This window comes from Halomicrobium zhouii (assembly GCF_900114435.1).
GTDB lineage: Archaea > Halobacteriota > Halobacteria > Halobacteriales > Haloarculaceae > Halomicrobium > Halomicrobium zhouii.
In genome coordinates, this window is record NZ_FOZK01000002.1 from 377414 (window position 1) to 390125 (window position 12712).

General features: G+C 62.6%; 10 protein-coding genes. 7 read left to right on the plus strand and 3 right to left on the minus strand.

The genetic code is table 11. From position 1 onward, the window contains the following. Positions 1 to 84: 84 nt before the first annotated feature. Positions 85 to 1515 (minus strand): FAD-binding oxidoreductase, encoded by a 1431-nt coding sequence (locus tag BM337_RS09135; RefSeq protein ID WP_394327769.1) that lies wholly within the window; start codon positions 1513 to 1515, stop codon positions 85 to 87. 563 nt (positions 1516 to 2078) lie between these two features. Between BM337_RS09135 and BM337_RS09140 the strand changes: the two genes are divergently transcribed. Further along, positions 2079 to 2450 (plus strand): hypothetical protein, encoded by a 372-nt coding sequence (locus BM337_RS09140; protein WP_089816181.1) that lies wholly within the window; start codon positions 2079 to 2081, stop codon positions 2448 to 2450. A 94-nt stretch (positions 2451 to 2544) separates the two neighbouring features. Here the strand turns inward: BM337_RS09140 and BM337_RS09145 are convergent, their stop codons facing one another. Then, positions 2545 to 3108, minus strand: a complete 564-nt coding sequence (locus BM337_RS09145; protein ID WP_089816183.1) for a DUF8130 domain-containing protein — start codon at positions 3106 to 3108, stop codon at positions 2545 to 2547. A gap of 249 nt (positions 3109 to 3357) precedes the next feature. Between BM337_RS09145 and BM337_RS09150 the strand changes: the two genes are divergently transcribed. From BM337_RS09150 to BM337_RS09160, 3 genes are all read left to right on the plus strand, one after another. Beyond that, positions 3358 to 3759: a hypothetical protein gene (locus tag BM337_RS09150; protein ID WP_089816185.1), complete on the plus strand. Its 402-nt coding sequence runs from the start codon at positions 3358 to 3360 to the stop codon at positions 3757 to 3759. A 132-nt stretch (positions 3760 to 3891) separates the two neighbouring features. Beyond that, positions 3892 to 4203 (plus strand): hypothetical protein, encoded by a 312-nt coding sequence (locus tag BM337_RS09155; RefSeq protein WP_089816187.1) that lies wholly within the window; start codon positions 3892 to 3894, stop codon positions 4201 to 4203. A 401-nt stretch (positions 4204 to 4604) separates the two neighbouring features. Continuing rightward, positions 4605 to 5432 (plus strand): DUF7979 domain-containing protein, encoded by an 828-nt coding sequence (locus BM337_RS09160; RefSeq protein WP_089816189.1) that lies wholly within the window; start codon positions 4605 to 4607, stop codon positions 5430 to 5432. Positions 5433 to 5573: 141 nt separating this feature from the next. Here BM337_RS09160 and BM337_RS09165 read toward each other — a convergent pair whose 3' ends face one another. After that, the gene (locus BM337_RS09165) at positions 5574 to 6422 is read right to left on the minus strand and encodes a hypothetical protein (RefSeq protein ID WP_245778637.1); all 849 of its coding nucleotides are present in this window, start codon (positions 6420 to 6422) and stop codon (positions 5574 to 5576) included. A 107-nt stretch (positions 6423 to 6529) separates the two neighbouring features. Between BM337_RS09165 and BM337_RS21090 the strand changes: the two genes are divergently transcribed. From BM337_RS21090 to BM337_RS09175, 3 genes are all read left to right on the plus strand, one after another. Then, positions 6530 to 11701: a hypothetical protein gene (locus tag BM337_RS21090; RefSeq protein WP_177227376.1), complete on the plus strand. Its 5172-nt coding sequence runs from the start codon at positions 6530 to 6532 to the stop codon at positions 11699 to 11701. Next, positions 11698 to 12033 carry a DUF7957 family protein gene (locus tag BM337_RS20565; protein ID WP_143117684.1) on the plus strand — a complete coding sequence of 112 codons (336 nt, stop codon included), beginning with the start codon at positions 11698 to 11700 and terminating at the stop codon, positions 12031 to 12033. Before BM337_RS21090 ends, BM337_RS20565 begins: the two co-directional genes overlap by 4 nt. A gap of 288 nt (positions 12034 to 12321) precedes the next feature. Further along, positions 12322 to 12633 (plus strand): hypothetical protein, encoded by a 312-nt coding sequence (locus BM337_RS09175; protein ID WP_177227378.1) that lies wholly within the window; start codon positions 12322 to 12324, stop codon positions 12631 to 12633. Positions 12634 to 12712 lie beyond the last annotated feature (79 nt).

The window sequence follows — 12712 nt, forward strand, 5'->3', positions numbered from 1 at the left end:
ACCGAGCGAGGCGCACGTCGGCGTCACTCCTGCCGTCGGTATCGGACGCGTCCGAGGGACCCTCGGTCTGTGACTGACCGGGCATCAGTCGCTACCGCTCCGTGGCGCGACGTTCTGGTTGAACCGGAAGCGGTTCTCGGGGTCGTATTTGATCTTCACATCGACCAGCCGGTCGTAGTTGTCTCCGAACAGCGCCGTGGTCGGGTCCTCGCCGAGGCCGGGGAAATTCCCGTAGCGACCGGCGGCGACCGGCAGCTCCTCCAGTTCGGCGAGGCCCTCCCGCGCCCACTGGACGTTTTCGTCGTCGTCGTCCGGGTCCTCCCAGTTCGCCTCGAAGTTCACCATGAACGGCTTGTCGCGGTGCCAGAACGCGGTCGCCTCCTGCGGGACGTCGCTGACGGCGCCCCCGAGCGACCAGATGTCGATCGTGGACAGCGTCGACGGCGCCTCCTCGTTGTACCGGCGGACGACGTCCACGACTTCGTCGGACAGTTCCGTGAGATACGTCGACTTCCAGTAGTATCGCATCCCGTCCGGATAGTCCTCGTCGAGCATCGCCTGGAGGTCCTCGAAGGACGTTCGCCCGCTGAAATCGGCGATCGCCCTTTCGGTATCGAGTAGCGGGGCGTAGACGTCGGTCGCCTCGTCGAGGTCTCCCCGGTAGGACCCGAGAAATGCGAGCGCGGGTTCGCCCCACGACTCCTCGGGGAACTCATCCAGTTCGGGTACGTGGGCGGTAAACGGGAGCACACCCGCCGTTCGCGGTGCGGAGTCAGCCCAGTCGCGAAACCGGTCGAGCCACATCGCAGCGTCGTCGGCGTGATACCACACGAACGTCGCGTACACCTCGGGACCGACCTCGTGGAGGTCGTACTCGAAGGAGGTGACCACCCCGAAGTTGCCGCCACCGCCGCGGATGGCCCAGAACAGGTCCTCGTTGCGGTCCTCGCTCGCCGTCCGCACCTCGCCGTCCGCAGTCACGATATCGACCTCGGTCAGGTTGTCACAGGCAAGTCCGTGCTCTCTGGAGAGGTGCCCGTAGCCGCCGTTGAGCGTCAGGCCGGCGACGCCCGTCTCCGAGACGGCCCCGAGGGGCGTGGCCAGCCCGAACAACTGCGTCTCGTGGTCGACGTCGCCGAGGACTGCACCGCCCTCGACGCGGACCGTCCGATCCTCTCGGTCGACCCGAACGCCGTTCATCCGCGAGAGGTCGATCATCAGCCCGCCGTCGGAGACGGCGTTGCCCGCGACGTTGTGGCCGCCGCCGTGGATCGAGACGGCCAGGTCGTGCTCTCGGGCGAAGTCGACGGTCGCGACGACGTCTCTCGTTCCCGTACATCGCGCGATTACCGACGGCTTGCGGTCTATCATCCCGTTCCACACGGACCGAACCACGTCGTAGTCGTCGTCCGCCGGAAGGAGGATTTCCCCCCGGAGTTCCGTTCGCAACGTCTCCAGGTGCGCTTCGAGTTCAAATACGTCTCTGGTCGAGGGATACTCGCTCATCAAAGTTATTAACGAGATGACGTGAATTAGTGGTTGTTGCGCCGAACGGCCAACCGACGAACCAACTACTGGGAACTACGCTCCAGATGGTTGTTATTCGTCGCCGTCCGCCGTCGGGAGATCAGGCGACGTCGGGACGGAGTGACTCCTCGACGAGCGCCGGCGAGCGGGCGAGGAACGTGGGCGAGTCCGTCGACGCTTCCAGCGACAAATGTGTTCTCCGCCTTTTCCCAGAAAAGATACATAGAGGGAACCACCCACGTCCCCGTAGAATGCCCTCGCTGACTCGTCGGCGGCTGCTCGCTGTCGCCACAGCAGGCCTCGGCACGTCAGTTGCCGGCTGCTCGACGATCGACACGTCGCCACCGACTGAGTCGCCTGTCGACGCGTCTACCCCAACACAGACGGCGACGTCCACACCGTCGCCGTCCCGGACACCTGATACCCCCGACACGGCCGCGACGCCGATCGAAGACGGGCAGGCGAGTCCTGCCCCGTCCTGCACTGACGGGTACTATCCACTCGACCCCAACTGGGTCGTCCACGGGCCTGGCCCCCTCGGTGGGTTCGCCGTGAGTCTCGACACCCGCTCGATAGCACTGGGAGAGACCCTCGTTGCCCACGTGTCGAATGTCACTGACGAGCCACGGGAGACGGCGGTCAAGGAAAAATACGACGTCCAGTATCAGGCCGAAACCGGGTGGCATTCCATCTTCGGGACGGAGATGGAACAGCCGTTGTACAATGATCTCGCGTATCGCCACGAACCAGGAGAAGGATTCACCTGGGAACTGCGATTTACGAAAGAAGGCCTGGCAGGATACCACGTCTGCGACTCGCTCGATCCCGGGACCTACCGGTTCGTCTACTGGGGCATCACGGCCGAGAAACTCGAAAATCGAGGGTACGCTATCGGCATGCCGTTTGCTGTCTCGGCCGAGTGAGACCCTTGCGGTAGCGCCGAGAGCGAGGGGAATTGCCGACGGTTCATACTGTTCTGAGAGAACGGTCGTATGCGTGTTTTGTGTGTGGGACTGGTCAGGGTGCCTGAAGGATCTCTATTTCGACGTCTGCGGGCGTTCCGTTAATCTCGAAAGGCTCCTCGTCGCACCCCGAAAGCTCGTATCTTCCTTCGGCGATCGCTGTAGAGCGGTCACCGATCGAGGTGTCCTCCCGGAGCGTATACGTCGCAGCTAGCGAGTCTTCGGGTTGTATTATCGTACTGTATCCAGCGTTAGTCCAGAATTCGATCTGATACCCATCAGTCCGGATCTCGTTCGATCTGGTATATCTCTCGCTCCACAGCAAGAAAGCGGCGTCAGTGTCTACTGAATCAGCGACGAGTATTCCAAAGGGCATCGGTCCCCCCGACGAGACCGAGACGGTATCGTCGCCGGTGTTCGTGACTGTAATGTGAAGGTCAGCTAGGGCCTTCTCAGAAGTGACCTCCACGACATCAACGGTTAACGAGTAATCGTCGGAGGAGTCGTTACCAGCAACGTCGACATCCACACTGCTCTGTGGACCCTGACTGCCCGGCGTTCCGATGCACCCAGCAGCCAGGAGAGGCGGAGTTGCTTTCAGTAGGTCTCTCCGCCTCATTACTTGCGCTATCATATGAGTGATGGATTAAATATATTCTGTGTACCACTGCCCTCAATCAGGGAACATCGCCCCGATACCAGCCAGCACGCGCCGTCGTTTCATTCCGGATTGGTTCTTTTCTCCCGGTGAATCATTTGTCGGCAGTGGTTATTGTGGATTGGAAAGCTCGATAACCGGAGCCGACTATCCGCTCGACGTGCGTGTTTGGCAGAAAGTATTCATACTGGAGACAGGACGATTCCAATCATGCGCGAACGGTTGCTGATGGCGTTCTCTGCACTCTTTTTGCTCCTCCTCGTCACTGGCTGTATGGGGACGGTGACCCACGCATCGAGCGAACCGTCAGCAGATCATTCCGTGTATCTCGATAACCGTGGAAACGAAAGCGCAACGGTCGGCATCACGATCGTGAGAAATGCGACGGACGCGATCGTTCACGACTGGAGTTATCGAGTCGACCCTGGCGAGAGGCGAGCGGTCTACAACACCGACAGCGCGTCCCCCGACGGTATCGAGACCTTCGAAATCCACTGGGCCGTCCGAAACGAAACTGGGCAGGTAGCCGTCAGGACCAACCAGTGTTTCGGACACGCGTACGTGCTGATTCGAGAGGACGGTACCGCTGGATCGACCTACTCGGTTTGTTGAGTGGGGCTCTTCGCATAGCCGATTTCGAGATGCTACCGCCAATAGAACGGTCTGAATCGACCACAGACAACATTTGCGAATGAGACGTGGCTGTGGCTCGTCTATGAAAGGATTTTATCCGATCAAGTAGCAATGGCTGACATGAACGGTAGCTCTACGACAGTTCCTTCCGTTTCTATCCATCGAGCCGCCCTTCAGGGATATCTTCTCGTCTTACTCGGGTTCCTGTTCGTCATCGAGAACGCGCTATCGGTGCTTACGGCCAGTGTGTCCGGTGCCCACGTCAGCGGTCTCGTCCTCGGTCTCTTCGGAATCGGAGGGGGTGTACTCGGGTATTCCAGTCCCGAACGATTCCCTCGAGGGACCGAGCCCGCGCCGACCTATCTGTACGTTCTCGCTGGAGTAGCTACTGTTGCGTTCGTATTCTCGATACTCCTGATATAGTAGGGCCAGGACGACTATCTCGCTCTCTGTTTTGTATTTGTATGTACTGAGTGGGTGTGCATGGCTGTATTGGCCGATTCTGGAATCCTCCATTCGAAGAGGAGTCGTTGAGTCCCCCTGTTTTCTCCACGTCGTAGTCATCGTCGCTGGGAAGAGACACCAGGACGGGCACCAGCGAGTGCCTCACTTCCGCCCCCACAAAGCCCATTATCCTATTTCAGAAATCGACCGCTATGAAATCGAGACGGTCCCTCCTCGCAGCCGCAGCTCCGCTGTTGGTTGGCGGCTGCATCGGTGATTCTCCGGGGTCGAATCGGTCGGCGACGCCGACGTCCGAGACGGCCCAGCGCTCTCTATCACCGACTGACGAGTCCGAGACATCACCAGCAACCCCAGAGTGTATGCGTGGGTACAGGGTCTCCATTTCCCCGTTCGCACCGACCGAACAGCTCGTCACGGGATTTCGACCAGCACAGCAACGACTCGTCGATCGGATCGTTGCCGAAGACGGGGTCGTCCTCGAGACGTATGGCCAGCGACCGATACGGGACGAGCAATACACGCTCCGTGACGGCACGTACTACCGGATCGACTACCAACAGACTGGGTCGGAGTCGGTCCCGGCGAAGACGGCCGATCTCTCCTGGGAGAACGGCCGGGAGGCGCCCGAAGACGAAACCGTCCTCACCTACGCTGACCTCCCTGCGGTCGACCAGCACGCGCTCGAATACCTGGTGCTCGGACCGGAGTACTCACGCGAAGGGCTCCCCGAACAGGGACTGGGTGTCGGTGACAGCCCAGCGCCGTACCCACAGGGCACTGCAGACTCCGAACTCGTCGGGGCAGGGACGACGTGGGTCGAGTGGGACGGCCGTGCGTATCGAGTGACCATCTCGACCGAGGACAGGACGAACACCCGACGGACCTTCGACTACACCGCGACTCGCGTCGCGGACTCGACGGAGTCGTTCAGCGCGTACGTTACCGACCGGTATCTCACCGTTCTGGAGGATCTATCGACCGAAGAGCGGACGGTCCTCGAGGCGGCTATCGACGCTGGTGAGGACGGGGACTACGAGGACTGTAACGAACCCTCACCCGGCTACGAGCAACTGCGAGAACGGATGGACAGCATCTCCGACCTTCCAGACCCAGCCACCAACCACTGGTACGTTTCCTACGAGGGAGAGCGATACCTGCTCGAACTGTATAGTTTGACGCGAAGCTGAAAGAACGGTTGGCCCCGCCAATTCTACACGCCGTCGAGTTGGCAATCCACCATCTCTCGAGAGCGGATACTTCGATCACGGGGCAATCGACTACCAGTTTCGGGGCCTCGACAGGACGCGACCGCGAGAGACCCGAGAGCCCTAGAGCCAGTAGTAGACGAGTCCGGCGACGGCGACGACGAGGACGGCGCCGGCGAGCAAGAGTGTGGTCGGTGTACTCGACGGCGTGTCCGGTTCAGGCGTCACCGCACCGCCAGCCGTCGAGGTGTTCGTGGCGGTCGACGTCGGCGACGACGTGGCCGTCTCGTCCGGCGAATCGGTCTCGGTTCCGGCGTCACTCTCCGTCTCACTCTCCGTCGAATCGTCGTCGTCGGACGAATCATCGTCGGCAGTATCACCGTCCGACGAATCGCCGTCGGAGGAATCGTCGTCCGACGAGTCGCCGCCCGACGAACCGCCGCTTCCGGCCGACGAGTCCTCGTCGGTCTCCGTCGGGGTGGCGGTCGCCTGGTCGCCGACGACGAGCGTCCGACCCTGCGTCTCGCCGACCGTGTACGCCGACCCGTTCTCGTCGCCCAGCGCGCTCACGGACAGGGAGAGCCGGACGACACCGGCCTCGGCCGTCGCCACGGTGACCGTCGCGATACGGACGGGGCCGTCGTCGAGCGTCTCCATCCCGCTCGCGGCCAGCTGTGCGTCGCCACCACCGCTCGGGTGCTGGGAGTACGCCGGATCGCTGGGATAGGAGACGTTCTGGACGGTCGCGACGTCGGAGTCGTTCGTCGCGACCGTCGCGTCGAACGAGCCCACGCCGCCGCTGGCGTCCTCGACCACGACGTCGTAGGAGACAGTCGCACCCGGTTCGACCGCTTCTGACTCGGGCGAGAGCATGACGTCGGTCGTGCCGCTCGCCGCGACGGAACCAGAGAGGACGAGGACCACGAAGCAGAGACCGACCACCGATCCACCACCGGGGAGTGCGTCGAGCATAGTTCCCTTCTGAATGGAATATTGTTAAATACACGTGTTTCGAGGATTGGTTCAACTGGTGTCAGTAGATGGGTGTGAGAGAACGGGGTCAGGGACGGGTGGAACTAGTGAGTGAACGACGACAACCGGTGCTCGCGCTGGTGCTGGCCGCGTTGCTGGTGACCAGCGCCGTCGTGGCGGGGGTCCCCGGTGGGGCGCTGGCAGCGGGCAACGACGCGACGACAGACGGGACGGTCACCCCTGGCTCGGCGGGGAACGCGGGTCCCGGAGCGGGTGCCGGGAACAGTCCGACCGACAGCGTCGTTGGGTCGGCACAGCCGACGGACCCCGACGGCGACGGGAACTACGAGGACGTCAACGGCGACGGCACGTTCGACGTCGTCGACAGCCAGGCGCTACTCGCGCACCTGTCGTCGCCTGCCGTCCAGCGGAACGCCGCCAGCTACGACTTCACTGGCGACGGGCGCACGGACGTCAGCGACGTTCAGTGGCTCTACGTGCACGCGATCGATCCGGCGAGCGACGACGCCGACGGCGACGGGCTGAGCAACGAGGCGGAGATCGAACTCGGGACGAACGCCTTCGCCGCCGACACGGACGACGACGGCATCGACGACTGGACGGAGACGAACGGCGGCGACCCGGTCGACACCGACGGTGACGGAATCATCGACGCACGCGACGACGATAGCGACGGGGACCGGATCCCCGACCTCCGGGAGGGGACGAACGACACCGACGGCGACGGGACACCCGACTACCGGGACCCCGACGACGACGGTGACGGAATCCCGACCCGTGTCGAGGCCCTCGACGGGGCGAACTTCACGCACGACGTCGATTTCGACGGGACGGTCAACTGGCGCGACACCGACGCCGACGGCGACGGGACGCCCGACGGCGTCGAGGGGACGAACGACACCGACGGCGACGGGATGCCCGACTACCTGGACAACGACCGGGACAACGACGGGCTCCCGGACCACTACGAGCGTAACGTTACGGGCACCGACCCGACCAACAACGACAGCGACTCCAGCGAGGTCGCCTACGACGCCGCCGACAACGGCGTCATCGACGGGATGGAGGACTTCGACAACGACACGCTCGGTGCCTATCGCGAGTACACGATCGGAACCGATCCTTTCGTCGCGGACACGGACGGTGACGGGCTGAGCGACGGCTTCGAACACCGTCACGAGGCGTTCGACCCGCTCGCTGCCGACACGAACGACGACGGGGTCGAAGACGGCGCCGGCGACCTGGACGACGACGGGCTGGACAACGCCGGCGAGGACGCCCACGGAACCCTCGTCGACCACAACGACACGGACAGGGACGGACTCGAGGACGGCCGCGAGGTCGACCTCGGCACCGATCCGACGAAGGCGGACACGGACGACGACGGCCTGAACGACGCCGAGGAACTCGCCCTCGGGACCGACCCGCTGGACGAGGACACCGACGGTGACGGGACGCTCGACGGCGAGGAGACCTTCGAGACGACGGCGACGGAGAACGAGACGGGCGCGACGGTGACCATGCGCGGGAGCGGGTCTCTCGCGGACGACGTCACGGTCGAGCCGAAGCCCACGTACTTCGCGGACCAGTCGGCCAGCGCCGGGCCCACGGTCCACGTCGTCAACCGGACCGACTTCGAGAACGCGACGGTCACCCTCCCGGTCGATAGCGCGATTCCGGATTCGGCGTCAGAGAACCTCTCCGTCTACAAGTGGAACGGGTCGGCGAACGACACCTGGTCGCCCGTCGAGACGACCATCGAGAACGGGACGGCGAGTGCGACAGTGGAGTCGTTCTCTTACTTCACCGTGCTGGACACCGAGAAGTGGACCGGTGCGGTCACGCTCGACGAGACCACCCGGCCCATCTCGCTCAACGGGACGCGCAACGTCACGTGCAGCGAGGCGTGCGACGTCCAGAACGAGTCGACGCTCATCCTCGGCGGGGAGCCGACCGCACAGAAGATCACGGTCGAACAGGGCGACCGCAGTTTCGAGGTCGTCCCCCTGAGCAACGGCGAGCGGATCGAGGAGTTCTACGACTACGGCAACTCACAGATCAACTCGCCGCTCCCCATCTTCGAGAGCGACAAGAGTCAGCTGTTCTTCTGGTCGGGGCCGGAGGGGCTCAGTCTCGTGCTCCTGCACGACGAACCGAGTGACGGCTCCGGCGGCGCCGTCACGATGCGCTTCGACGGCCTGCCCCTGGGCCAGGGCAGCTGGGTGACGAAGGACGACCCGAACGACTTCGTCAGCGATACCCACGCCAACTGGCACTGGAACGTCAAACGGACCGACGGCGGTGCGTTCCGCGGTGGGCTCACGAACGAGAGCGTTACCATCGACCCGGCGTTCAACGACGCCGCCGAGGTGTCGCCACTCGACCCGGGGACACTCGAGGTGTGGCAGGTACTCACCGGTCGGGCGACCGACCCACGCAACGTCTCGCTGGACCAGGAGGAACCAGTCACCGTCCACGTCCCCGAGGCGCCCAGTTCGAACAGTTCCAGCGACACCGACGGCGACTCGGGGAGCGCCGCCTTCGACTACGACCTGAGCGACGGGACCGACAGCGTCGTGGTCGCCTACCAGACGGAGCAGACGAACGTCGCGCCCGGGGCGACCGTCGAGGTGACCGGCGCGAACGGCGAAACCGTCTCCGAAGATCTCAACATCGGGACCGTCGGGACTATCCAGGAAGCCGTCAACGTCTCCTCGCTGGCGGACGGGCCGGCGACGGTCAGGGTCCGCGCCGACGGCGTCAACCTCCGGGCGGAACTCGTCGGTCAGTCGACGTTCGACTCCGACGGCGACGGCATCCCCGACTCGATCGAAGAACAGACCTGGACGATGCCGAACGGGCCCGCGGAGACGTTCTCGACCGACCCCCACGACGCCGACACGGACGGTGACGGCGTCCCCGACGGCGAGGAGGTCCAGTTCACGCGAACGGTCGAAGACGGCGAACTCGTCGTCGAACCGGTCGTCCGGTCGAACCCGACGAAGACCGACACGGACGGCGACGGACTGACCGACCGCGAGGAACACGAGGGCTGGACGATCGGCGTCGCCCACGACCGAGGGCAGGCCGAGCGATACGCGAGCGCGAAAGCGGACTCCGACCGGAACGCGAACGCCGTCCTGACCGAGATCAACGTCACCTCGAACCCGCTCGTCGCGGATTCGGACGAGGACGGCGTCGGCGACTTCACGGAGTTCCGCGACGGCACGAACCCCAACGACGCGGACACCGACGCCGACGGGATTCCGGACGGCGAGGAGTACGCGGAGAACCTCGACCCGGCGATCCACGACCACGAGGCGCCGGCCGTCCACCCCTACTCCGTCGAGGCAGACAATTTCCAGCGGACCAGCTACACGGTCTCCCTGGGCGTCTCCGACCCGAGCGGCTTCACGACGGTCGCCTTCTACAAGAAGGGTAAGCGACAGACGGAGATCACGGCCGTCGACACCACCGCCGAGACCTACAGCGGCGTCGACATCACCGTCGACCGCGGGTTCTTCGATTCGATCTTCGCCGGGGCGAGCGGGCTGTTCCGCCCGACGACGGTCGACGTGGAGACGACCGACGTCCACGGCAACGAGCGGCGCCAGGCGATCAAGGGGCCGGACACGTTCGGCCAGGCCGCGCGCGCCTACGACACCATACCGATCGACGCGGGCGAGACCGGGTTCGTCGGGCTGATGAGCTTCTCCTCGGGAACGACGACGGTGCTCGGTGAGAGTATCGTCGGCATCGTCGAGATGGTGACCAACCCCGGGAAGTTCGTCGATCAGATGGTCCAGCTGGGCCAGATGATCCTCGACAACCCGGCCATCATCACGAAGCTCCCGGGGCTGATGGCCGACCAGATCCAGTCCCAGCACGAGACGCGCAACCCGTTCGACCGGGGTGACGAGCAGTACACCACCTTCGGTGGCGGCTGGTCGCTGGGATACGCAACCGGGACGGTTGCGCCGGCAGCGGCCTCGGGCGGCGGCAGCGTCGTCCAGAAGGGCCTGACCAAGTCGCGAAAACTCCAGCGACTCGTCGACGCCGCCGACTCCGCGACGCCGAGTCGCGTCCCGAACGGGGTGAAGCCGCACGTCCTGCGGGAGGCGGGCAAAGTCGACGACGCGCTGCCAGATACGAACGTCCGGACCGGCACACTGAGCGCGAAGCTCAACCGGATGCCCGGGCCCAAGCGGACCGAAGTCACCGAGCAGTTCGACGAACTCGACCCCCAGACGAAGCGGTATCTCGGCGAGACCGACGTCGACAATCCGGCGAGCAAATCGGCCGACCTGTTCCGCAACGCCGGGCCCGACGGACGCCGCGCGTTGAACGACCTCGCCGACACCGACCGTGAGGCCGCCGACGCGCTGCTGGAGATGGACGACGCGGCGACGCAACGGCGGTTCGTCAAGGCCTACCAGCATGATGAGGTCGATGCCGACGAACTCTCGACGGCATTGAGGCGGTACGACGAACTGGACGCCAGCGGCAAAGACGCAGCCGACGATTTGCTTGCGTCCACCGGTGACGACGGGTCGAAGTTGCTGGCCAACGCCGACGACGACACTGTCCGTATCCTCGCGGACGGTTCCGGTGACGTCGACCATTCCTTCCGCCGGGCAGTGGCTCGGGCAGCAGACAGCAATGCGATCGATTCCTACGCTCAACTGGACCGGGCAGTTCGACGATTCGATGATTTAGACGGTGACCGTGCAGACACGTTCCGTCGGCTAGCAGCAGACGATACGACGGGTGATTCTTGGCTTCGTGTCGCTGGTTCATCGGATATAGATAGCGACAGTGTCCGAAGAACGATCGACAGAGTCGAAGAAATCGAACACGGGTCCAGGGTCGAAAGATACAGAAAAGCCAGCGACGTTAATGATCGAGATTACGATTCGAGTACCGAAGATCCCTACACCGAGGGAAGTATTGTAGTCGAGTTCGAAACTACGGAAAAGATGAGGTTCGCCCGTGTCCACGGAGACTCGAATCAGGCTCGGTCCTGGATGTTCCGAGATCGAGGTGAAATCGAGGGGCTCTCTCCTGCCGAAATCAAAGAGAAGTATTCGCTACCAAATGAGCCGACATTTGTCTCTGACGTGGAGGTTCCTGAAGGGACGAGTGTGAGAACCGGTGATGTGGCTTCGAACTTCGGTGGCCGACAGGGTGCAACACAGTTCGAGCTGCTCGACCGACTCGATGCAAGTTCCTTCACCAACCCCAAGGAGTTGCCGCTATGACTGAAATTTCTGCGAGCGGGAATACTCTTCAGATTGGGAATCAGACTGTCGAATTTGAGTACGGTATTGATGATCTAGTGCAGCTAAACGGGATAATCGTGGTTCTGTTGAACATCCCGACTGGAGAAACGAATAACCGCAACGTCATTGGGCTTGATCAGAATGGCTCAATCCGTTGGCGAATCGAAGAACTAGATTCCGAGAGGACTGATAAACCATACGTCGAGATTGACATTACCAACGGTGAACTTGTTGCAGATAATTGGATGGGTGTTCAGGCAATTGTAGACATAGATACCGGTGCAGTCAAAGATACGAAACTAACGAAGTAGGTATCTCAGCTGTATTGGGACCCCGAGACGAGGCATATCGAAGGTACGTGCAAGGGAGATGGCGTTACGCATCTCTACAACCCGGATACCGGCAACAACGTTATTCTGGATCCAGATGGAAAATTCACCTTCGAGTGGAAGTGAGAAAATCCCGGAGACAGCACCTGATTCCACCGGAGACTTGAGTTAACCGCAGCGAGGAATTCGCTGCTGATCTATCTCAATTAAAGTCAGTTGGTTCGGATTGATACGCACAAGATACACTGGATCTGAAGGAAACGATATACCATGGACGATGACCAAATGATTCCGCTCGATCTCAGCGAGAGCGAGGCACTCGTGATGTTAGAATGGTTGGACCGGCTGGAAGAACCGGAGAATCTCGATGGTTTGCCTCCGTTTGAGTCTGCCGCACTGCGATTGCGCTGGGATCTAGAGGCCATGCTGGAGTCGGCGCATCCATACGTATTCGCCTCGGATTACGAGTCGCGACTTGAGACGGCAATCGACGAGGTTCGTGACGAAACTACCCCAGAGGACTGCGTCGAAGACGCGACACAGAGACGGCCGACTGCTGGGCCACCGACACCGGTTAACTGACGCCGCGGCGCGTCGGTCGAGATGGACGACGCTATATTCAGCGACATTTCGTCAAGGCGCACGAGCGAGGAGAGGTCTC